Origin of the sequence: Streptomyces sp. NPDC012935 (assembly GCF_042900345.1) — a bacterium.
Classification (GTDB): domain Bacteria; phylum Actinomycetota; class Actinomycetes; order Streptomycetales; family Streptomycetaceae; genus Streptomyces.
The window spans coordinates 302,723-324,408 of the sequence record NZ_JBIBBC010000003.1; the positions used below are offsets into that span (position 1 = coordinate 302,723).

The following is a 21,686-nucleotide window of genomic DNA, read 5'->3' on the forward strand; positions in this document are numbered from 1 at the left end:
TGTCCCCGACAGGTCACCGGCAGCCCGCCCAAGGAGAGGAAGCCCGTCCGATGAACCACCGGAAGGTGCGCGACCTGATGAACGACGCTGTGGTGAGCGTGCAGCGGGGAACTCCCTTCAAAGAGATCGCCCACCTGCTGCAGGAGTACGACATCACCGCGGTGCCCGTGGTGGACGGCGACGACCGCCCGGTGGGAGTCGTCTCGGAAGCAGACCTGCTCCACAAGTTGTGGGACCAGCTGGAGCCGGCCGGCCTGCGCGAGAGCCGTCCCGACGGCTCTGAGGACGCCGCCGAGGCGGGCAAGGCACTGGCCACGGACGCCGAAGGGCTTATGACGTCACCGGTGGTCTGCGCACGGGCCGACTGGAGCGTCGTCGAGGCCGCTCGCGCCATGGCGGAACACAAGGTCAAACGACTGCTGGTCGTCGACGAGACACAGCGTCTGATCGGTGTGATCAGCAGGAGCGACCTGCTCCGGGTCTTCCTCCGGAAGGACCAGGCGATCCGCACGGAGATCCTCGAAGAGATCGTGGTCAAAACGCTGGGGGCGCTGCCCTCCGCGGTCAACGTGGAAGTGAACAACGGACACGTGATACTGAGCGGCCACGTCTCGCGTACGCAGTCGGTCGCGCTGCTGGAGGAGCTCTGCAGGCACGTCGACGGCGTCGTGGCCGTCGTATCGCGGCTGGAGTCCATGGCACGGCACTGAGCACCGGCCGGCCCGGGCGGAGGGACCGTTCTGCGAGGTCCGGGGGTCAGTCCTGACCATGGCCGCCTGCATCGCTGGACCCGGCGGACGCCCCGTCGTCGCCGACCGGATTCCATGTCCTGAGGTTCCGCGAAGACCGCGTGGACGCGGCGGCGAGGGCGTGCGGCCGTTGCGGCCGGCCCCTCTCGAGGAGTGCCCGGCCCGACGATTCCGCCGGGCCGGCATGGGTCGGCCGCCGCGGATGAGCTGACAGCGGCCCCCGGGAGTGGTTCCTGCCACGAGGTGGTGGAGTGCTCCCGCCAACGCGCTGATCAGGACTCGATCGGGGCGTCCGTCCACCGGCTCGGCTCCGCACCTGACTCCGCCGAGCGTGGCCCTCGGAGCTGCACCAGGACGGCCCTGCCACAGGCCACGGTTCAGGCGGTCTGGAGCTCGAGCTCTGCCCAGTGGGCGCTCGCACTGCCGCGGTCCCGGGCCCCGGAGGTGAAGCCGAGCATGTCGACGATGGCGGATCCCCGCCCGTGCTCCTCGGGGGCGCAGCTGGTGACCCATGCGCCGGCACTGGGCGCGGGACCCCCGTCCGTGACCTCGATGTGGACGACCCCTGCGCCGCCGGCCTGCTGCCGCTGCAGGTGGAGCGTGACGGGCGGCAGGGCATGCTCCACGGCGTTGGTGACCAGTTCGGAGACGATGACGGTCGCGTCGTAGACGGCTTGCTCGTCCAGGGACCAGTGCGTGAGCACCGTCCGTGCCATCCGGCGTGCGGCGGCCACTGCCCTGGCCCGGTGTTCCAGAGGCCACACGTACACGTCGCCGCTCGGTGCCTCTGGGGAGGTGGTGCCGTTCATCACGGTCACGTCCTTCGCTTCGTGCGCTGCCGGAAGATCCACCTCCAGGAGACCTCCGGGACCCCCGTCCGGGCATCGGGGCCGACCCCAAGCCCACCCCCACCGTTTCGCGGCGGTGGTCCGGAGGCCAAGGGTTGGGGGGGCGGCCCGGTGGGCGCGGGCCACGGCCGTATCGGCGTAAGCCGGATTGGAGTAAGCGGTACTCAGCGGCTGTTCCCCCCGCCTCCGTAGGCTCGTTGTCGGATCACACAGGGTCCCGTCACCGCCGGCGTGGCCCCCCCCGCCGTGTTCGCCCCGGACGCGTGGACGCACATGGCCCGCAGATGCTCCGCCCTGAGGCTGGGGCCCGTCTGGGGGTCAGTCCCCGACGCGGACGCCCGCGTCCCGGACGTAGAAAAGCAGCACCACCCCATTACCTCGGGACGAGAGGACTTTGCCGATGTTTGCAGATGGTGACGAGTACGACGAGGGTCACACCGTCGCCGGCTGGACCGGAGTCGGGATCGCCACCCTCGGCGCCGCGGTGACCGGCGTCGGCCTGTGCGTCTGGCGTCCGGTCGGCGTGTGGCTGGGACTGGGGATCATGGCCCTGAGCGTGCTGGTCACGTGGGCGCTCCACCTGATGGGGTGGGGGAAGCCGTCCGGACCGCGCCCCCACGACCAGTGGAGCTGGAAGGTCCGGGACCTCACGGCGCGGAACGGCCACGCCGACTGCGTCGGCTGCCGGATGGCCGGCCGACGGCCGGAGCCGGCGGCCACCCCGGCCGTGATCACCCCGCCTGTGACCGATCCCCATCAGCAGGCGGTTGCCACCGAGTCCGTCTCCTGACGGCGTGCCAGGGGGGACTGCCGCGGCCCGTGGTCCCTCCCAGGAGTACGGGACGGACGGAGACACCACAGCAGCGGGGTGTCCGGTGTCCGACATGATTCCCCCCTCAGCGTCGCCGACGTACGGGAAGCCGTGGGCTTCCCGGCTCGGGTCCGGGCGCTGTACCCGCGAGTTGAGCCACCACACCGGGCGACGGCGCCGCCCGCCTCCGCACCGACCGGAGCGGCATCGTGGCCGCCGCGCTCCTCGGCGATGTGCTCCGAGCGCCGGAAACCTGCGAGCTTCGTCGCCGCCGCTCGGGTGAGCTTGGCCGGGCCGAAGAGCTCCCGGCTTGTGGGCGCCGGCTCGGCGTGCCGGCAGGCTCGGAGCCGGGGCTCCTCCTCGCGCTCCAGCGGGAAGACATGCGCGCTGCCCGCCGCGAGGCTCTCGGCGAGCCCCTCTGCCGGCGGAAGGCGGCCTGCTCCGCGGTGGACGGCACATCAGCGGTCCTGGCGCCGGCATCCTGTGCCCGGCCACGATGAGGTCCCCTCCCATGGCCTCCACCGCGGAACAGGCCGCCGTCCGCCGCGTCGAGCCGGTGGGACGTCTCCGCCCGCCGGCCACCCCGTGGCCGGCCAGTCGGCGATGACGGCGCCCACCGTCGCGAGGCGGTCACCGGTGGCCGGGTCGGCACGGAGGCGGCGGCCGGGGCCGGACGGAAGCGGAACGGCGCCGCTCGACGCGCATGAGGAAAGGTGCTCGTCGCAAGCTCTCTGGTCCGGCCGGTCCCACCCGCCAGGTCCCCGACCGGCTGGACGCCCCTACGGCCCGTGCGCGGGCCGGCTCCGGTGAGTATCCGCTACTCAAGCGGCCCCGTTCCGCCGCAGGTACCGCACCCGGCTCGCTACGTTCCGCGACAGGTCGTCGGAGAGCGGAGAGGGGCCGGATATGGGTGTCGAGGAAAGCCTGCCGAGCGGTTTCGCCCTGAGCACGGTCGAGGCGCTGGCGGGATGGTCCCGTCAGGCCTCGATGTTCCCGGCCGTCTTCGGCCTCGCGTGCTGTGCGATCGAGGTCATGGCCACCGGTGGGGCGAAGCATGATCTCGCCCGCTGGGGCATGGAGGTCTGGCGGGGGCCGCGGCAGGCCGACCTCATGATCGTGTCCGGCCGTCTCAGCCAGAAGATGGCGCCGGTCCTGCGCCGGGTCTACGACCAGATGCCCCATCCGAAATGGGTGATCTCGATGGGGGCGTGCGCGTCGTCCGGCGGGATGTTCAACAACTACGCGGTCGTGCAGGGCGTCGATCACATCGTCCCTGTGGACATCTACCTGCCCGGCTGTCCTCCGCGTCCCCAGATGCTCATCGACGCGGTCGTCAAGCTGCACGAGCACGTCCGCGACGAGCCGCTGGGCGTCCACCGTGAGGAGGCGGCGAGAGCGGCCGAGTCGGCGGCCCTCAGGGCCCGGACGCTGAGTGAGGTGGACATCGAGCGGCCGGAGCACCGGGGCTGAGTCCTGTGTGCGCCCCCGCCGCGAGGTCTTCACCACCCGAGCGCCGCGGCGAGGGCGGCCGCTCGAGCGGCGATGTCCTCCCAGGCGCCGAAGCCCACGGTCAGCGGGATCCCGCAGGTGAGCGCCATGGCGGTCGCGACGACGGGATGACGCCGGGCGTCGCGCCGCCGCCGGCCCCTGGGCCTCATCGCGGCTCACCGCCGGCCGCCGCCGCGGACATGGCGTACCCGGGTACAGCCGCCCGTTCCTCTGCCGTCGGCGGCTGCGCCTGCACAGGTACGCGCGCGTCCCTGTTCGCCGCGAGCCGACGACGGCAGAGCTCGGCCAGGGCCAGCAGGGAGGCGGCGACGGCCTTGGAAACGAGCACCGCGAGCCATGGGCGCGTCCGGAAGGTCTCCCCGCCCGCATAGCCGAGGCAGACGGCGAGCCCGGCCCACAGGACGGAGGCCAGCAGGGTCAGCCGCACGAAGCGCCTCGGCGGGAAGCACGCTCCCCCGGCGGCGAAGCTGACCACCGTACGTCCCGCGGGGACGAACCGTGCGAACACCACGACCCGGCCCTCCCCCGCGGCCAGCGCATCGCGCAGCCACCGAAGGCGAGCGACTTCGCCGCCCTTCCCCCTCGCCCTTGCACGGATCCCCCCGGTTCCGGCACGGATTCCGGTCCTGCCCCGCCCCTTGGTGCGGCTCCTGCGCACTCCGACCGAGCGGCCGATCCGGTAGGCCAGCACATCACCCAACCAGGACCCCAGGGCGGCGACCACGACGATGACGGCCGCGCTCAACTCGCCCGTGGCGGAGGCCAGGACCCCTCCCGCGATGACGGTCGTCTCGCTGGGGACGAACGGCAGGAACACATCGAGAAAGGTGACGCATCCGAACACGAGGTAGGCCCATGGCGTCATCGCGGCGATGTCTTCGATCCCCGGCATGAGGGCCTCCAGTCCGGACTGCCTGCCTACTTACCATTCGGCAAGTAGATTTCTACTATCTGTAAAGTAAGCGAGGGACCTCTCCCCTTCCCTCGGTCGCACAGACCTGCGGCGACCCCCTCATCGTCAGGGCATCCGAACCGCCCGACATGAGTAGTTGTGTCCCTCTCCGTGACACCGCCCCGGAGGGACCGCACCCAAGGGCAGATCGGACGAATGATGAAAAAATGGCTCCTGAGGGACTTAGGCTTGCCCTGTGGCGGGCCCGGGCGGGAGAGCGTGCCCCCGGGCCGCGGCCGGGACGAATGCTTGAGGTGGGCTGATGAGCAGGACCGACGGCTCGTTGCTCGAGCGGCAGGCGGAACTCGAAGCCCTGCGGGCGCGGTTGGACGGGGTGCGCACCGGGTCGAGTGCGCTGGTGATGCTGGTGGGAGCGGCCGGGGTCGGTAAGAGCAGGCTGCTCGACCAGGCCCGTCGGATGGCCGAAGAGGCAGGCATGCGGGTGCTCCACGGCCGCGGGGTGTCCCTCGAGCAGGAATACGCGTTCGGGGTCGTACGCCAGCTGTTCGAGCCGGTCCTCGTCCGCTCCCCGCCGCCCCAGCGCGACGAATGGCTGTCGGGCGCCGCAGGTGACGCCACGGTCGCCCTGGGGATGGACCAGGGACAGCCGGCCCCCGGTGACGGTGCCGTGGGCGACTACGCCGTGCTGCACGGTCTGTACTGGCTGACCGCGAACCTGACGCGCAGCGGCCCGGTCGTCCTGCTCATCGACGATCTGCACTGGTCCGACGAGCCGTCCCTGCGGTACCTGGCCTATCTCCTGCCGAGGCTGGAGGACGTGCCGCTGGCGGTCATCGCCGCGACCCGGCCACAAGGGCTCGGGTCCTCACGCCTGCTGGACGCCGTGGCGCTGGACCCGGGCTGCATGCTGCTGCAGCCGGCGGACCTGAGCGTTCCCGCCACCGCTTCCTTGCTGGAGGAGCGGTTCGGGCAGGCTCCGGAGGAGGAGTTCAGCGCCGCCTGCCACAGGGCGACCGGCGGCAACCCCCTGCTCCTGCAGGAACTCGTCCGAGCGCTCAAGGCGGAAGGTCTGTCCCCCTCGGCCGGCAGCGCGCCCCGCGTCGGCCACATCGGCTCACGCGCGGTGAGCCGTCGGGTGGCCCTCGAACTCACCCGTCTGCCACCCGACGGCCGGCGGGTGGCGGAGGCGATGGCCGTGCTGGCCCCCGCGGCCTCGCTCGAACACGCGGCCCGGCTCGCCGGCGTTGAGGTGGTGCGGGCGGCGGCCGCGGCGAGCACCCTCGTCTCCATCGAGCTCCTGCGTCCCGTCCGCGAGAAGTCGCCCCGTGAGAAGTACGACTACATCCACCCCCTCGTGCAGCAGGCGGTGTACGAACAGATCCGCCCCGACCAGCACGACGGTTACCACCGTGAGGCGGCACGGTTGCTGGCCGAGACCGACGCGGGACCCGAGCGGATCGCCACCCACCTTCTCCGGCTGCCGCCCGGCACCGTGCCCCAGACGGTCTCCCTCCTGCGCGACGCGGCCGCGCACGCGCTGGCCCACGGCTCTCACGAGGGCGCCTTCACCTACCTCAAGCGGGCCCTGGAGGAGCAGCTGAGCAGGGACGAGCGGTCCACTGTGCTCACCGAGGCCGCCTTCGCGGCACTGCGGTCCGATCTGTCGCTGGGCATCAGCTACTTCGAAGAAGCCCTGACCTTCACCGAGGACCCCCAGCACCGAGCCCGTCTCGCCGCACCCCTGGGGCTGGCCCTGCTGTACGTCGAGCGGGCCGATGCCGCGGTGGACGTCCTGACCCGAGCGGCCGAGGACCTCCCGCCGGAGGCGGACGATCTGTGGCGCGGCCTGCAGGCCATCCTGCTGAACATCCCCACCGTCGCCGTCGGCTGGGACCACCTCGGCCGCGAGCTGCCCGCACTGCGGCGCCTTCCCCCGTCGCACTCCATCGGGGCGCTGATGCTCGAAGGCATGATCGCGGCCCATGAGACCTACCAGGCGGACCCCCAGGGTGTGGAGCGGGCACGCCGGGTGATCGCGCACCCGGAGTTCGCCGCGGCGGCCAGCCAGGGTGCCACCACGGCCGTCGGCGCCTACTTCGCCCTGCTGCTGGGGGACCTCGACCAGGGCATCGCCGCCCATACGGCACTCATCGAAGAGGCCCGGCGCTCCGGTTCGCTGCCCACGCTCTTCCAGGGCTTCGGCTTCCGGTCCCTGGGCTGGCTGCGGCGCGGCGACCTCTCGGAGGCGGAAGCGGACGTCCGAGAAGCCATCCGGATCGCCCTCCTGTCCCACTCGACGGTGGGGATCTCCATGCTCTGGGCCATCCTGTGCGAGATCTTCGTCGAGCGGGGCAGCCTGGACGAGGCCGAAGCCGCCCTCGCCAGCGCCGAGGTTCCCGAGGAGCTGCCGCCGAGCGGGATGTTCTACTGGTTCATGCAGGCCAAGGCGCGGCTCCTCCATGCGCAGGGCCGTGACGAAGAGGCTCTCGACATGGCCGGCCGCGCCGGGGCGCGGTTCGCCGACAACGGCGGCTGCAACCCGGCGGTGACCGCCTGGCGCTCCACCGCCGCGCAGTCTCTGCACGCGCTGGGCAGGACGGATGAAGCCGTGCGCCACGCCGCGGAGGAGATCGAACTCGCCCGCCGGTGGGGGGCCGATTTCGCTCTGGGCCGTGCCCTGCGGGTGGGCGGTCTGGTCACCAGCGGCGACGAGGCGCTCGGCTTCCTGCGCGAGGCGGTCGACGTGCTGCGGTCCGGCCACGCACCGCTGGAGTACGCCAAGGCGCTGATCGATCTCGGGGCGGCGCTGCGGCGCGGGAACGCGCGGGTGGAGGCGCGGCCCTACCTGTCCGAGGGACTGCGCCTCGCCACCGGCCTGGGAACCGCGCCGCTGGTCGAGCTGGCCGAAGCCGAACTGCGGGCCGCCGGTGCGCGGCCCAGGCGCTCGCCGGCAGAAGGCGCGGAGGCTCTCACGCCCAGTGAGCAGCGCGTGGCGGAACTGGCCGTCCAGGGACTGACCAACCGGGCCATCGCGCAGAAGCTCTACGTCACGGTCAAGACGGTGGAAGTGCATCTGGGCAGCTGTTACCGCAAGCTCGGGATCACCGGACGCGCTCAGCTCGGCTCGTACGTCGAGAGCGCCTGACCGTGCCGCGTCGGAGGGGCTCCGGTCCTTCGAGGTCTCGGTTGCCGAAGGGTCTCGGTTCCGAAAGGTCCCGGTTCCGGTTTCTTGAGTAGCACTTGCTGATCCGTGGCCGCTGGTCCGCGGCCTACGTTGGGCTGCGACCGTCAGCTGGGCCCGGAGCGTCGCAACCGCTCACCGGCTGCCTCCTCGCAGACAAGGAAGAGACACTCGTGAGTGACCTGACAGCCAAGGTGACGGCATCACCCTCCGCCTGGCAGGGTGTGCCGCTGCCGGATCGTCTGCGGTGGACCCGGCGGCACATGTGGCTCACCGCGGCCACCGCGGCACGGCTCCCGACGCTGAAGGGTGTGCGGCTCGCCGCGGCGGTACACCTCGATGTGAAGGCGGCCGTCTTCCTGGAGGCCTTCGCCGCGGCGGGTGCCGAGGTGGCCGTCACGCCCGCCGATCCGGCGACGACACGCACGGACGTGGCCGACCACCTCAGGGCGCATATGGAGGTCTTCGTCACCGGTCCGGGCCGTGGGCGCCCGCCCGCGGAGAGGTGCGTGGCCTGGGGACCCAGCCACACCCTGGAGATGGGTGCCGACATCACGAGGACCGCGGCGGAGCACGGCTACGACGGTCTGCGGGCCGGCGTCGAGGTGACGCGCACCGGCATCGGCACGCTGCGCGACCTGCCCCTGCGCCACCCGGTATTCGACCTCGACCGCGTGCCGCTCAAGAACCACGTGCACAATCGGTACGCCGTGGGGATCAGCACGTGGCAGGCGTTCATGAGCCGCACCAACCTCACCCTCCACGGCAGCGTCGTGGTCGTGGTCGGTTACGGCGAGGTCGGTGCGGGTCTGGCGCGTGCGGCCGCCGCGCTGGGCGGCCGGGTGCTCGTGGCCGAGGAGTCGGCCGAGCGCCGGCTGATCGCCGAGTACGAGGGTTACGAGACCGGGACCGTCGAGGCGCTCGCACCCCGCGCCGACATCCTCGTCACGGCCACCGGCCGCGACGGCGTCGTGTCGAAGGAGGTCCTCTCCGAGCTGACGGCGGGCTGTTTCCTGCTCAACGCGGGCCACTCACCGCGAGAGATCGATCTCGGCGTGCTGCGGACCGGCACACAGGTCCTGCCGCACGTCACCTGCCACCGGCCCTTCGGCAAGGAGATCCTGCTGATGTCGGGCGGCCACATCGTGAACCTCACGGCCGGAGACGGCGACAGTCTGAACTCCTTCGATCTCACGGCCGCCCTCATGGTCAGTGCCGTCGGGTGGATGAGCGAGCACGGCGGCCGATACGCACCCGGTGTGCACCCGCTGCCGCAGGCCGCGTGGGTGGCTTCCATCGAGAACTACTGAGGCCGGGCGGGCGGCGCCCGCGCGCTTCCGACAGGGGCGCGGTGCCAGGAGTGATCCGGCACCGCGCCCCTGCGCGTGGGCACCGCGGAGGACCGGCCCCAGGGGATGCCGTGCAAGAAGTCCCTCCTGCCCCAGGCGTCTGGCACACACTCTCGCCAGCGGACGAACACCGAGTACGGGAACGCGCGTCCGCCCGCCCCGCCGAGAGCACGCACCGGACGCCAGGGACCCGTCCGTCGCCCGGCGCGACTTCGCGGACACCCCCTAAGGGGATGGTGCGGCAAACGTTGGGGACCGCCCCCGACGCCCCGCACCCGGGCGGCCGGGTGTTCTGGACTCACCGGCGCCGGGCGAGGCAGACACCCCGCCCCGGGCGCCCCGACAGTCCTCCCGTACCGGGAGCCCCATGCCTCTTGGAGGAGCCGTGTCTTCCTACTCGTCCGATCCCGCCGGTGGCGGGCCGCCCGTCGCTTCCCTCTCGGCCCCCTCCGTGCCGTCGAGCGACGCGTCCGCGTCGGCGGTCAGCGGCCACGGGCCCACCGGCGCTCGCCTGGCGTTCATGGTGGCGGCCGCGCTCGCCGTGGTTCAGCTCGTCGTCGTCATCGCCTTCGCCTGGCCGGGGGCCCGCAGCGGCCCCCACGACGTGCCGATCGTGGTGGCCGGGCAGGGTCAGGCCGCCACGGCCGTCTCCGGACACCTGGAGAAGGGCGAGCCCGGGGCCTTCGACATCACCAGGCTCGCCGACGAGGCCGCGGCCCGTGAGGCGATCCTCGACCGTGACGCGTACGCGGCGGTCGTGGCGGATCCCGCCGGCCCCAAGGTGCTGGTCTCGACCGCCGCCAGCGGTGCGGTGTCGACGGCCTTCACACAGATGGCGGGCGAGATCGAGAAGCAGAGCGGTCGGCCGGTGACCGTCGAGGACGTCCGCGCCGCTCCCGAGAAGGACCCGCGTGGCGCCGCCTTCGCGTCGTCGATGCTCCCCCTGGTGCTCACCGGCATGATCGGGGGCATCCTCATCACCCTGAAGATCCCGAGGCTGCGCAACCGGCTCGTGGCCGCGTCAACCTTCGCCGTCGTGGCGGGGCTGTGCACCACAGCGGTGGTCCACGGGTGGATCGGGGCCTTCGACGGCAACTACTTCGCGGAGGCCGCGGTCGTCGCCCTGATCGTCTTCACCATCAGCACCACCGTGGCCGGCCTCGGCACCGCGCTGGGGCATCCGGGCCTCGGACTCGGCGTGGTGACCGTGCTGCTGCTCGGCAATCCCCTCTCCGGAGTGGCGACCGCACCCGAGATGCTGCCCGAGCCCTGGGGGGCGCTGGGCCAGCTGCTGCCACCGGGTGCCGGTGCCACGCTGCTCCGGTCGACATCGTTCTTCGACGGCACCGGGGGCGGGGGAGCCCTGGCGGTGCTCCTCTCCTGGGCTGCCGTCGGGCTCGGCCTGCTGTTCCTGGGCACCGCTCGCGCGAACCAGCGGATCAAGAGCCTGCGAGCGACCTGAGTACGGCGCTCCACCCGTGCCCGTCCCCCTTCCCCGGGGGCGGGCACGCGGTCGTGGGGAGGCGCCGTGCGCCGAGTCAGCCGGCCGGGGGCGCGGGGTGCCATGACGGCTGCCACCGTGCGGATGCCACTGGCGCCTCAGGCCCGTACATCGATGCCGATCTCCAGCCGTACGCGTGCCTTCGACCCCACCGATCCAGCGCTCCGAACCCGCCGCGCCCACAGTGGCGTCCCCCGGCCGGCGGCCACATGAGTGATCACTACTTGCGGCCACTGCCCGGACCGGCCCGGGGCCGCCTTTCCTTATTGGTAGGGACAACCCGCCTATGGCGTGGCGCTCGCATCCCGCACGCTGACCACATCCGGGCGGCAACCCTGCCGGAACCGGACGGAAGGCGAAGGCCCGGGACGCGGGCCTTCGGACTCTCCCGCCGCAGGCGCCACCGCACCCGCGCCCGGAAGTCATCCCTGCATCACAGACCGGTGGTCCCCGTCGGGGCACCGGAAGACCCGCTCTGGATCGACGTAGATCCCGCTTCCTGGAGGTTGACCTTGCGCAGGTCCCTGATGTCCGCCGCCGCTGTGGCGGCTCTCGCTCTCACCATGACGGCGTGCGCCGAAGACGGCTCCGACACGGCGGCCGGGAAGGACGCGCCGAAGCCCACGGGCAAGCCCCTCCGCATCGGGTGGGTGAACCTCGAGGGCGGCGCGGTGTCCGTCCCGGAGACGCGTATCGGCGCCGAAGCAGGCGTCCGCTATGTCAACCAGCACCTGAACGGCATCGGCGGACGCCCGCTGGAACTCGTCCGCTGCGACGTGGACGGATCCCCCGAGAAGTCGGTCGACTGCGCCAACAAGATGGTCGAGGAGAACGTCGCCTTCGTCCTCAACGGCCTCGACCCCGCTGGGGACGCCATCCTGCCCGTCCTCGCGTCGGCGCACATCCCCGTGGTCGGTCACGGCGCCGACGGGCCCGCGATGCAGACGGACAAGAACTCCGTGTTCTTCGGGACCGCGGCGCCTGCCGGCCTCACCGCGCCACTGAAGTTCTACGCCGGTCAGCAGGTCTCGTCCTACACATTCCTGATGCCGGACGTGAAGTGGAGCAGTGCGATCACCGAGCAGGTCCTGGAGCCGACGGCCAAGGCCCTCGGCATGACGCAGAAGACGCTCACCTACGACATCTCCAACCCCGACTGGAGTTCGCTGGCGGCGTCGGCCGCAGCCGGCGAACCCGACCTCGTCGGGGGGCCGATCCTCACCGACGACCAGTGCGTCGGTCTGGTCGGCGCACTGAGGTCCAGCGGCTACCAGGGGAAGATCTTCGGCAGTTCCTGTTCCGGCGCGGTGGCCGAGGCGCTCGGCAACGAGGCCACGGCCGGCATGGTGACGTACTCGGACGTGTGGCGAGCCGACGCACGCGACCAGGCGCCCCCGGCCAAGCAGAAGGAGATCGACACCTACCTCGCGGCCATGAAGGAGAGCGGGCAGGAGGACAAGGCCTCCAACATCTTCGCCCAGACCACGTTCGCCGACATCGTCAACCTCAGCCGCATCCTCGCCGAGGACCCGGCGAAGGCGGAGGGCCGTGCGGTGCTCGACGCCCTGAAGAAGGCCGGCCGTTTCGACTCCTTCATGGGACCGGCGCTCGTCTGCGACGGCAGCGCCTGGCCCGGCCAGAGCAACTGCGGCAACTCGGTGGTGTTCTACGAAAGCCAGGCCGACGGCAGCGTCAAGCTCGCGTCCGACGGCTTCGTCGGCGCGAGCCCGTCCCAGTAGCCACCGTGCACCCCCGAGGACTTCACGTATGAATGCCTACCTCAGCATGCTCATCGTCGGGCTCGGCGTGGGCGCCGCCTACGCCGCCCTGGCCACAGGTCTGGTGGCGATCCACAAGGGCACCGGCATCCTCAACTTCGCCCAAGGGGCGATGGCGATGTGGGGCGTCTACGTCTACGACGAGATACGCAAGTCGGGAGAGCTGGTCCTGCCCGTGGGCCGGCTCTCGGTGAACGACGGGTCGGTGACGGCCTTCACCTTGAGCCTGCTCTCCTCCGCCGTCCTGGGCGTGGCCACGCATCTGCTCGTGTTCCGGCCGCTGCGGACGGCGCCGCAACTGGCGAAGGTCGTCGCCACGATCGGCATCATGCTGGCCGTCCAGGCACTCGTCGTGCTCCGGTTCACCTCCCAGCCGAGGTCCGTCGCACCCATCCTGCCGAACGCGCCACTGACCTGGGGAGACCTCACCTTCTCCCGTGACCGCCTCTACCTGGCCGTGATCGCGGTACTCGCCGCCGCCGGTATGTGGGCCTGGTTCCGCTTCACCCGCACCGGTCTGGCGACGCGCGCCGCCTCGGAGAACGAGACGGCGGCCTCCCTGTTCGGTTACTCACCCGACCTCCTGGCGGGGATCACGTGGGGCATGGTGGGGACCGTCACGGGCATCGTGACGATCCTCGCCGCACCGGTCACCGGCCTCAACCCCATCAACTACACCCTCTACGTGGTCCCCGCCCTGTCCGTGGCCCTGGTGGCCCGTCTGCGGTCCCTGGGGACGGCTTGTGCGGCGGGGCTGCTGCTCGGTGCGTTCCAGTCCGAGATCACCTTCCTCGGCATGAAGGACTGGTGGCCTTCCTGGGCGGGCACCGGTGCCGCCGACGCCCTGCCGTTCGTCATCATCGTCGTCTGCCTGTTCCTGCTGGGGCGCGGCCTTCCCGGGCGCGGTGGCCTCGAGCACACCGCGCTGCCCCAGGTGAAGGTCCCGCGCATGCGTCCGGTGACCGTCGCCGCCTGGGTTCTGGCGGGTCTCGCCCTCCTGGCGCTCACCCGTGGCAGTTACCGCTTCGGACTGGTCAGTTCCATGATCATGGCGGTGATCGCGCTGTCCCTGGTCGTCCTCACCGGTCTGGTCGGCCAGATCTCGCTGGCGCAGGCGGCGTTCGCCGGCGCGGCGGGCTTCGCCCTCTCCAAGTTCGGTACGGACCTGGGGCTGCCCTTCCCGTTGTCGCTGTTGGCGGCGGGGGCGGTGGCCGCCGTGCTCGGAGTGCTCGTCGGACTGCCCGCGCTGCGGATCCGCGGGGCGCAGCTCGCCCTGGTCACGCTTGCGGGCGCCGTCACCATCGAGCGCCTGTTGTTCCGCAACCCCGAACTGTCGGCCCCGGGAGGCGAACTCATCGAGGACGCCACGTTGTTCGGTGTCGACCTGGGTGTCCGTGAGGGCGACGAACTCGTACGCCTCCCGTTCGCCGTGATGGTCCTCGTCGTGCTCGCCCTGGCCGCCGTCGCCGTGGGGAACCTCGCCCGCAGCGACACCGGCCGTGCCTTCCTCGCGGTGCGCTCCAACGAGAGGGCGGCCGCCGCCGCGGGGATCAACGTGGCGCACACCAAGCTGCTGGCGTTCGCCGTCGCATCCTTCCTGGCGGGTGTCGGCGGCTGTCTGATCGGATACAGCCGGGGGCAGTTGTCGGTGGACTCCTTCAGTGTGCTCGCGGGGCTGTCCTTCCTCGCGTTCGCCTATCTGGGCGGCATCACCAGCATTCCGGGCGCGATGGTCGCGGGCCTCCTCGCGCCGTCCGGTCTCGCCTACGTCTTCTTCGACCGCAGCATCGACCTGGGCGAGTACTACGTCCTGGCCTCCGGTCTGGGCCTCGTGCTGACGGCGGTCCTCAACCCGAACGGCATCGCCGCCAAGGTCGGCACCGACACAGCGGCGCTCCTCGCCCGGCTCCATCGCCGGCGCGGGCAGAACGCGACACCGGCCGCCGGGGGCCCGGGCACGGTCTCCGGCGCCGCTCCCCGGCACCACCAGCCCCTCGCGCAGCTCCAGGAGGATTCCCGTGCACAGTGACGATGTCCTGCTGGCGACGCAGGCCCTGACGGTCCGTTACGGCGGTGTCCTGGCCGTGAACGAAGTGAGCCTGCGCGTACCGGCCGGCCGGGTCACGGGCCTCATCGGTCCCAATGGCGCCGGCAAGACGAGTCTCGTCGACGCCGTCACGGGTTTCACCCCGAGCAGCGGCGAGATCCGCCTGAGGGGCGAACGGCTGGACGGCCGGCCCGCCCACTTCCGTGCGCAGGCCGGCCTCGCCCGTACGTGGCAGTCACTCGAACTGTTCCAAGATCTGACAGTACGTCAGAACGTGCAGGTGGCGGCCCGGCGGCTGAGCATCGGGTCGGTCCTGCTCGACATGGTCCGGCCGGGCCGCCACGCCGTCGAGGAGAGGGTGACGGTCGCACTCGAACGTGCCGGGCTCCTGGACGCCGCGGAAACCTACCCCGGCGAACTCTCGCTCGGACAGCGCAAGTTGCTCGGTGTGGCCCGTGCGCTGGCCCCGGACCCCGACGTGCTGCTCATGGACGAGCCGGCGGCCGGACTCGACACCGACGAGAGCATGGCGCTCGGCGACCGCATCCGGAGCATCGCCGCCGCCGGGACGGGTGTGCTCCTCATCGACCATGACATGGGGCTCGTGCTGGACGTGTGCGACGAGGTCTACGTGCTGGAGTTCGGGGCGCTGATCGCGCACGGAACCCCCGACAGCATCCGCAGCAACGACAAGGTCGTCGCCGCCTATCTGGGGACACACGGAACGAAGGAGAACCGGTCATGAAGCGCTGGCGTGCCGCTGGGCGGGACACGCCCTTCGACGGCAGGACCGTGGTCGAGACGTCCCAACTCGGTGCAGGATACGCCGGCATGCCCGTGGTGAGGCAGCTGGACCTGCGGGTCGACCGGGGGGAGATCGTCGCCCTGCTGGGCCCCAACGGGGCGGGCAAGACCACGACTCTCATGACACTCGCGGGCCTCCTCCCGCCGGTCGGGGGCGAGGCCCGCATCCTCGGCTCCCCGCCCGGCCGACGGGCGCACCTGCTCGCGCGCCGCGGCGTGGCCCTCGTACCGGAGGACCGGGGGCTGTTCCCCGGGCTGACTGTGGCCGAACACCTCCGTCTGGCCCGGCCGGCCGGACCGGCCGACGGCGACACAGGGGGCCGGTACGCCGCATCCGTCGTCGAGGAGCACTTCCCCGAGCTCGGCCGTCTGATGCACCGTGCCTGCGGGCTGCTCTCCGGTGGCGAGCAGCAGATGCTCGCGGTGTGCCGCGCGCTGGCGACGCGGCCGGCGGTGCTGATGGTCGACGAGATGAGCCTGGGCCTCGCCCCCAAGATCGCCGAGCGACTGCTGTCGGTGCTGAAGCGGATCTCCGCCGACCAGGACATGGCCGTCCTGCTGGTGGAGCAGCACGTCCACATGGCGCTCGACGTGGCGGACCGGGGGTACGTCCTGAGCCACGGCGACGTGGTGCTGCAGGGTGACGCCTCCTATCTGAGGGAGAACCGCGCCGTGCTGGCGAGCGCCTACCTCGGGGGCGTGGCCCTGTCCTGACGGGATGGGGGTCACCGCGCCCCCCAACGTAACGAAGCCCTCCGGTGGTTCACACCGGAGGGCTTCCGTCACGCCCACTCCCCAGGGGCCCGGCGGGACTACAGGCCCAGGGACTTGGAGACGATCATCTTCATGACCTCGCTGGTCCCTCCGTAGATCCGGGACACCCGGATGTCCGTGTAGAGCGTGGAGATCGGGTACTCCGACATGAAGCCGTAACCACCGTGCAGCTGCAGGCACTTGTCGATGACCCGGGAGGCGGCCTCGGTGCAGAACAGCTTGGTCTTGGCCGCGTCGGCGCCACTGAGCTCGCGGCTGTCGTGCAGTTCGACCGCCCGGTCCACCATGACCTGCATGGCCTCGAGTTCGGTCGCGCATTCCGCGAGGACGAACTTGGTGTTCTGGAAGGACGCCACCGACCGGCCGAAGACGGTCCGGTCCCGTACGTAGTCCAACGCGCGTTGCAGTGCGCCGGCGGCCATGGCGTAGGAGTCGATCGCGATGGTCAGCCGCTCCTGGGGGAGGTTGTGCGAGAGGTACTCGAAGGCTCTGCCCTCCTCGCCCAGCAGGTTCGTCACGGGCACCTTGACGTCGCTGAAGGACAGTTCGGCCGTGTCGGAGGTCTTCAAGCCGATCTTGTCGAGCTTGCGCCCGACGGCGTACCCCTCGCTCCTGGCGTCGACGCACAGGATCGACAGCCCGCCGCGACGGTCGGTGGCGTCGCGCGTGGACGTACGGCACACGACGAGGACCAGATCGGCGAGCACCCCGCCGGTGATGAACGTCTTGGACCCGTTGAGCACGTAGTGGGTGCCGTCGTCCGACAGCCGGGCGGTGGTGCTGACACCGGCCAGATCGGAACCGGTGCCCGGCTCCGTCATGGCGATGGCCGTCATGATCTCCCCACTGGCGAACCCGGGGAGCCAGCGCTTGCGCTGTTCCTCCGTGCAGTAGTTGAGCAGGTACGGCAGGATGAGGTTGGTGTGCAGGGTGGCGTTGCCGAAGCTGACGCCGGCCCGGCAGAGCTCCTCGCTGATGACCATGGCGTACTTGAAGCTGGTCTCGCCCGCTCCGCCGTACTCCTGCGGCACCTGGATGCCGAGCACGCCCAGCTCCCCGAGACGGCGGTAGAACTCCCTCGGCGGGTGCCCGTCCGCAGACCAGGACGGAAATGACGGCGCGACTTCCTCGGTCATGAACTTGCGCATGACGAGCCGGAATTGCTCGTGTTCGTCGGTGAACACAGAACGGCGCATGACGGTCTCGCTTTCCTTCACATGGCGACCACGTCCAGCGGTCGGGGTGGGTGGCGGGGACTGCCGGTGCGAGGACAGGTCAGCCCTCGCGGCTTCCCTCGTACATTCGGTCGATGACATGGGCGAACGACGCTTCCACGGCTGCGCGCCGCACCTTCATGCTGGGAGTGACCTCGCCGTGCTCCTGGGAGAAGTCCCGGGGCAGCACCGCGAACTTCTTGATGGTCTGCCAGCGCTGGAGCCCGGCGTTGACCTGCTCGACGTACCCGGCGATGAGCTGCCGCGTCTGCGGCGCGGCGCACACCTCGCCGAAGGACCTGCCGCTGAGGCCGTTCACCTCCGCCCAGGCCATGACGGCGGGGGCGTCCAAAGTGATGAGGGCGGAGCAGAAGTTGCGGTTGTCGCCCACGACCAGGATGTGCCCGGCATACGGACATGCGCCCTTGAAACGGCTCTCGATCTCCACCGGCGAGACGAACTTGCCCCCGGACGTCTTGATCAGTTCCTTGATGCGCCCAGTGATCCGCAGGTAGCCGTCGGCGGTCAGCTCCCCGAGATCGCCGGTGTGGAGCCAGCCGTCCGGTCCCAGCACCTCGGCGGTCTGCTCGGGCCGATTGTGGTAGCCGCGCATGATGTGCGGCCCCCGCAGGAGCACTTCTCCGTCGTCGCCGATGCGGACCTCCGTGCCGGGCAGCGGCTTGCCCACCGTCCCCACGCGGTACTCGAACGACGTGAACGTGGTGCCGCCGGCGCACTCCGTCATCCCGTAGCCCTCGATGATCCGCACCCCCGCCCCGCCGAAGAACTGGGCGATGTCGGGTGCGAGGGGCGCGCCGCCCGAGATGCACGCACGCAGCCGCCCGCCGAAGGCGTCGCGGACCTTGGTGAACAGGAGCCGGTCGGCGATGGCGTGCGCGGCGAGGAGTTTCTCCGGGACGAGCGCGGTCCCCGTCTCCATTCCGGCACCGAGTTCCGTCCCCAGCTCCTGTGCGGTGGTGGCGTACTCGCGGGCGACGGCGGCGGCCCAGTAAAACGCCTCCTCACTGGCCGGCCCCTGGGAACGGGCTTCGACGACCAGCGCGTTGTACATCTTCTCGAACACCCTGGGCACGGCCGCCATCAGCGTGGGGCGCAATGCCGCGAGGTTCTCGGCGATGCGGTCGATCCTGCCGTCCACGGCGACGGGGTTGCCCACCGCGACCTGCGCGCAGAGCAGGCTCTTGCCGAACGTGTGGGCGAGCGGCAGCCATACGTACTGGAGGTCGTCCGGGGTGAGCTCTCCCGACTCGGCGGAGGTGAGGGCGTGGAAGGACCAGCAGTCGTGCACCAGACGTACGCCCTTGGGTCTGCCGGTGGTGCCGGAGGTGTAGATGAGAGTGGCCAGGTGCTCCGGGTCGATGGCGTCCACCGCCCGGTCCACGCACCCCGGATCGCGTCGGGCGTACTCCGCGCCGTGCGCCTCCAGTCGGGCCAGCGACAGGACGTCACAGCGCGGTGCGTCCACCGGGGCCTCGGCCGGTACGCCGTCGAACAGGACCACGGCGGTCAGGCCGGGCAGTTCGCCGATCCGCTCCATGACCTTCGCAAGCTGTACGGCGTCCTCGGCGAAGAGCACCCGGCTGCCGGAGTCGGCCAGGATGAACGCCATCTCGTCGGCGTCGGTGGTGGGGTACACCGTGGTGGTCGCCGCGCCGGCCGACATGACGGCGAGGTCGGCCAGGAACCACTCCACACGCGTGCCGGAGGCGATGGCGACACGGTCCTGGGGGCGAACCCCGAGGGACATCAGTCCCGCGGCGATCCTGTGGACCCGTGTTCCTGTCTCGGCCCACGTCAGCGAGGTCCATTCCGCCGAGTCGTTCACCGGCCGATAGCGGTAGGCCTCGTCGTCGGGGCTGTCGTGCAGGCGGTCCCGGAAGAGGTGTGCCAGGGAGGGCGGACGGCTGTCGACGGTGTACCGGTGAGTCATGTGTCCCTCTGGACTGTCGTGCGGGAACGGGTGATGCCGCCATGGCCCGGACCGGTCGCGGGACCGGCTCCGGACGCCACCGGGCAGGAACGCGGTGTGCGTGACGCGGAGCCGGCCGGTGCGCGGGCAGGTCCGAGGACACGGCGGCGGAGTCGCGTGCTGTCCCGTCAGCCCTGCGGGCCGCCGGAGACGTAGATCACCTGGCCGGATACGTACCCGGCGTTCTCCGACGCGAGGAAGGACACCACGTGCGCGATGTCCTCGGGCTCGCCGACCCGCCGGACGGGGATCTCCCCGGCCATGTGCTGCTTCAGGGTGTCGAAGGACATGCCCATCCGCTCGGCCGTCGCCCTGGTCATCTCGGTGACGACGAAGCCGGGGCCGATGACGTTGGCCGTGATCCCGAACTTGCCCAGTTCGATGGCGATCGTCTTGGTGAATCCCTGGAGACCCGCCTTGGCCGCCGAGTAGTTGGCCTGTCCCCGGTTGCCGAGGGCGGAGATGGACGACAGGTTGATGATCCGGCCCCAGTTCTGCTGGGTCATGTACTTCTCGACGGCCCGGGTCATCAGGAAGGCACCCTTCAGGTGCACGTCCAGCACGGTGTCCCAGTCGTCCTCGGTCATCTTGAACAGGAGGTTGTCGCGCAGCACGCCGGCGTTGTTGACGAGCACCGTCGGCGGTCCGAGCTCTTCGGCGATCCGCGCCACCGCCGCCTGCACGCGTGTGCTGTCCGAGACGTCGGCGGAGACCGGCATGGCCCTGCCCCCGGCCCCGGTGATGGCGTCGACCACCGGCGCGCAGGCGGCTTCGTCGAGGTCGAGGACGGCGACGGCCATGCCGTCGGCGGCGAGCCGGACGGCTGTCGCCGCGCCGATGCCCCGAGCGGCGCCGGTCACCACCGCGACACGGCTGGATGAGAGGGACATGGGAAACCTCCTGGGAGCAGCCGGTGCGACCGGGTGGCCGCGAGAATCCGGCGAGCGGGGTGCGGGTGGCACCGGCGCGTGAGATCCGGCGCGGTCACCCGACCGGGCGCCGCACAGCGCCTCGGACAGGCACGGGCGCGGGGCACGGGCGTATCCGGCACGGACCTCGCCGGCTGACGCAGAACGTGAGTTTTGATTTACTTCCGACCGGCGGTCCTGCCGTCACCCTGGCAGCACCGCCGATGCTTCCGTCATCCAACGGCGCCTGCCGAGTCGTGCGCATCCGTAGGACTACTGGTCTGCCGCTCCCCCGCGGAGGCCGCCGGGGTCGTGACCGGAGCCGGGGGACGCGTCACTCCGTACGGCCGAGAGGACTTCACGTGACAGAGGGCAGGCGGGACGGGGAGCCCGGCTCCGGGAAGGGTGCGGAGTCCGGGGCCCGGCGCCGTGGCGGTGAGCCCCCGATCGAGGCGCTCCTGGCCCAGGGCCGCAAGCACGGCGTCCGCAAGCAGGTGATCCTGCGGCAGGCCGCCCGGCTCTTCATGGAACGCGGTTACGCCAGGACCGGCATGGCCGAGATCGGTGAGGCGGCGGGCATCACCGGCCCGGCCGTCTACCGGCACTTCTCCGGCAAGCAGGCGATCCTGTCGGCGCTGGTGGACCTTTCGCTGGAGCAGCTCAACAGGGACTTCGCGCAGGTCGTGGAGGGTTCCCTCGCCTCGCCCGCCGAGGCCCTGGAGGCGGCGGTCGACTGCTACCTGGACTTCGTCCTGGACCACCGCGACCTCGCGGTGGTGCTGGACAGGGAGATCGGCAAACTGCCGTTGGAGGACCGGCGGCGGTTCAACCGGTCCAACCGGCTCCTGCGGGAGGACTGGGTGCATCTGCTGGCGGAGACGCGCCCCGAACTGTCCGACGCGGCGGCCCGGGTGGCCGTGCTCTCGGTGATGGGGATGACGGTGGCCGTCGCGTCGCACCGCATCGGCATGGCCGAGGGCCCCCTGCGGGCCCAGCTCCGGGCGCAGGCGCTTGCCGTGCTGCGTGCCCCCGTGGTCGCCGGCTGACCGGAGGGCCGCAGGCGGTGTGACCGCTGACACGCGTGGCTCGCGCTGGACACAAAGGCTAATCGGCGATAACACTTTGCGAAGCGGCGCCCCTTGTCCGGGCGGTCACCCACCGCGGAGTCTCCGACACGTTGCACGCGTTCACGTGCGCTTTCCGTGTCCGCGCTCCGAGGTCGCGACGAAGTCGCAGGTGGGTGCGAGTCTCCTGCGCTCTCAGCCGTTCACACACGTTTCCCGTACTGCCGCCGTACCCCGGTGCCGCCA

17 protein-coding genes are annotated in these 21,686 nt (G+C 71.1%); 11 read left to right on the forward strand and 6 right to left on the reverse strand.

Annotated elements, in window-relative coordinates; all coding sequences use genetic code 11:
• Positions 1-50: 50 nt before the first annotated feature.
• Positions 51-710, forward strand: a complete 660-nt coding sequence (locus ACFY5C_RS10305; RefSeq protein WP_389442816.1) for a CBS domain-containing protein — start codon at positions 51-53, stop codon at positions 708-710.
• Between the two features lie 416 nt (positions 711-1,126).
• On the opposite strand, the gene ACFY5C_RS10310 is transcribed toward ACFY5C_RS10305, so the two are convergent.
• Positions 1,127-1,558: an ATP-binding protein gene (locus ACFY5C_RS10310; protein ID WP_389442817.1), complete on the reverse strand. Its 432-nt coding sequence runs from the start codon at positions 1,556-1,558 to the stop codon at positions 1,127-1,129.
• Positions 1,559-1,997: 439 nt separating this feature from the next.
• On the opposite strand from ACFY5C_RS10310, the gene ACFY5C_RS10315 reads away from it, so the two are divergent.
• A complete protein-coding gene (locus ACFY5C_RS10315) occupies positions 1,998-2,387 on the forward strand; it encodes an HGxxPAAW family protein (RefSeq protein ID WP_389442819.1) in 390 nt (129 codons plus the stop codon).
• Between the two features lie 927 nt (positions 2,388-3,314).
• Positions 3,315-3,878 carry a NuoB/complex I 20 kDa subunit family protein gene (locus ACFY5C_RS10320; RefSeq protein ID WP_389442821.1) on the forward strand — a complete coding sequence of 188 codons (564 nt, stop codon included), beginning with the start codon at positions 3,315-3,317 and terminating at the stop codon, positions 3,876-3,878.
• A 29-nt stretch (positions 3,879-3,907) separates the two neighbouring features.
• Here the strand turns inward: ACFY5C_RS10320 and ACFY5C_RS10325 are convergent, their stop codons facing one another.
• Entirely contained in the window at positions 3,908-4,066 is a 159-nt protein-coding gene (locus ACFY5C_RS10325) for a hypothetical protein (protein WP_389442822.1), read from the reverse strand.
• Entirely contained in the window at positions 4,063-4,809 is a 747-nt protein-coding gene (locus ACFY5C_RS10330; protein ID WP_389442824.1) for a DedA family protein, read from the reverse strand. Before ACFY5C_RS10330 ends, ACFY5C_RS10325 begins: the two co-directional genes overlap by 4 nt.
• A gap of 322 nt (positions 4,810-5,131) precedes the next feature.
• On the opposite strand from ACFY5C_RS10330, the gene ACFY5C_RS10335 reads away from it, so the two are divergent.
• The 7 genes from ACFY5C_RS10335 (at position 5,132) to ACFY5C_RS10365 (ending at position 16,204) form a co-directional block, all read left to right on the forward strand.
• Positions 5,132-7,975: an AAA family ATPase gene (locus ACFY5C_RS10335; protein WP_389442826.1), complete on the forward strand. Its 2,844-nt coding sequence runs from the start codon at positions 5,132-5,134 to the stop codon at positions 7,973-7,975.
• 209 nt (positions 7,976-8,184) lie between these two features.
• Complete coding sequence (locus ACFY5C_RS10340; protein WP_389442828.1) at positions 8,185-9,321, forward strand: NAD(P)-dependent oxidoreductase; 1,137 nt, start codon at positions 8,185-8,187, stop codon at positions 9,319-9,321.
• 424 nt (positions 9,322-9,745) lie between these two features.
• Positions 9,746-10,822: an ABC transporter permease gene (locus ACFY5C_RS10345; protein ID WP_389442830.1), complete on the forward strand. Its 1,077-nt coding sequence runs from the start codon at positions 9,746-9,748 to the stop codon at positions 10,820-10,822.
• 551 nt (positions 10,823-11,373) lie between these two features.
• Positions 11,374-12,600, forward strand: coding sequence for an ABC transporter substrate-binding protein (locus ACFY5C_RS10350; RefSeq protein WP_389442832.1), 1,227 nt, complete (start codon positions 11,374-11,376; stop codon positions 12,598-12,600).
• 28 nt (positions 12,601-12,628) lie between these two features.
• Positions 12,629-14,668 carry an ABC transporter permease gene (locus ACFY5C_RS10355; protein ID WP_389442834.1) on the forward strand — a complete coding sequence of 680 codons (2,040 nt, stop codon included), beginning with the start codon at positions 12,629-12,631 and terminating at the stop codon, positions 14,666-14,668.
• The gene (locus ACFY5C_RS10360; RefSeq protein WP_389442836.1) at positions 14,658-15,431 is read left to right on the forward strand and encodes an ABC transporter ATP-binding protein; all 774 of its coding nucleotides are present in this window, start codon (positions 14,658-14,660) and stop codon (positions 15,429-15,431) included. The genes ACFY5C_RS10355 and ACFY5C_RS10360 overlap by 11 nt, the downstream gene beginning before the upstream one ends.
• Complete coding sequence (locus ACFY5C_RS10365; protein ID WP_389442838.1) at positions 15,428-16,204, forward strand: ABC transporter ATP-binding protein; 777 nt, start codon at positions 15,428-15,430, stop codon at positions 16,202-16,204. Before ACFY5C_RS10360 ends, ACFY5C_RS10365 begins: the two co-directional genes overlap by 4 nt.
• A 98-nt stretch (positions 16,205-16,302) precedes the next feature.
• Here the strand turns inward: ACFY5C_RS10365 and ACFY5C_RS10370 are convergent, their stop codons facing one another.
• The 3 genes from ACFY5C_RS10370 to fabG all read right to left on the reverse strand — a co-directional run bounded on the left by ACFY5C_RS10370 (position 16,303) and on the right by fabG (position 20,358).
• Positions 16,303-17,460, reverse strand: coding sequence for an acyl-CoA dehydrogenase family protein (locus ACFY5C_RS10370; protein ID WP_389442840.1), 1,158 nt, complete (start codon positions 17,458-17,460; stop codon positions 16,303-16,305).
• Positions 17,461-17,539: 79 nt separating this feature from the next.
• Positions 17,540-19,429 carry an AMP-dependent synthetase/ligase gene (locus ACFY5C_RS10375; protein WP_389442842.1) on the reverse strand — a complete coding sequence of 630 codons (1,890 nt, stop codon included), beginning with the start codon at positions 19,427-19,429 and terminating at the stop codon, positions 17,540-17,542.
• 167 nt (positions 19,430-19,596) lie between these two features.
• Positions 19,597-20,358: a 3-oxoacyl-ACP reductase FabG gene (fabG, locus tag ACFY5C_RS10380; protein ID WP_389442844.1), complete on the reverse strand. Its 762-nt coding sequence runs from the start codon at positions 20,356-20,358 to the stop codon at positions 19,597-19,599.
• Positions 20,359-20,738: 380 nt separating this feature from the next.
• Between fabG and ACFY5C_RS10385 the strand changes: the two genes are divergently transcribed.
• Positions 20,739-21,422 (forward strand): TetR/AcrR family transcriptional regulator, encoded by a 684-nt coding sequence (locus tag ACFY5C_RS10385; protein WP_389442846.1) that lies wholly within the window; start codon positions 20,739-20,741, stop codon positions 21,420-21,422.
• Positions 21,423-21,686: the final 264 nt, after the last annotated feature.

Bases quoted from the DNA above. Each gene is read 5' to 3' on its own strand.
- ACFY5C_RS10305 (WP_389442816.1), top strand. From the start codon at position 51: ATGAACCACCGGAAGGTGCGCGACCTGATGAACGACGCTGTGGTGAGC.
- ACFY5C_RS10310 (WP_389442817.1), bottom strand. From the start codon at position 1,558: ATGAACGGCACCACCTCCCCAGAGGCACCGAGCGGCGACGTGTACGTG.
- ACFY5C_RS10315 (WP_389442819.1), top strand. From the start codon at position 1,998: ATGTTTGCAGATGGTGACGAGTACGACGAGGGTCACACCGTCGCCGGC.
- ACFY5C_RS10320 (WP_389442821.1), top strand. From the start codon at position 3,315: ATGGGTGTCGAGGAAAGCCTGCCGAGCGGTTTCGCCCTGAGCACGGTC.
- ACFY5C_RS10325 (WP_389442822.1), bottom strand. From the start codon at position 4,066: ATGAGGCCCAGGGGCCGGCGGCGGCGCGACGCCCGGCGTCATCCCGTC.
- ACFY5C_RS10330 (WP_389442824.1), bottom strand. From the start codon at position 4,809: ATGCCGGGGATCGAAGACATCGCCGCGATGACGCCATGGGCCTACCTC.
- ACFY5C_RS10335 (WP_389442826.1), top strand. From the start codon at position 5,132: ATGAGCAGGACCGACGGCTCGTTGCTCGAGCGGCAGGCGGAACTCGAA.
- ACFY5C_RS10355 (WP_389442834.1), top strand. From the start codon at position 12,629: ATGAATGCCTACCTCAGCATGCTCATCGTCGGGCTCGGCGTGGGCGCC.
- ACFY5C_RS10365 (WP_389442838.1), top strand. From the start codon at position 15,428: ATGAAGCGCTGGCGTGCCGCTGGGCGGGACACGCCCTTCGACGGCAGG.
- ACFY5C_RS10370 (WP_389442840.1), bottom strand. From the start codon at position 17,460: ATGCGCCGTTCTGTGTTCACCGACGAACACGAGCAATTCCGGCTCGTC.
- ACFY5C_RS10375 (WP_389442842.1), bottom strand. From the start codon at position 19,429: ATGACTCACCGGTACACCGTCGACAGCCGTCCGCCCTCCCTGGCACAC.
- fabG (WP_389442844.1), bottom strand. From the start codon at position 20,358: ATGTCCCTCTCATCCAGCCGTGTCGCGGTGGTGACCGGCGCCGCTCGG.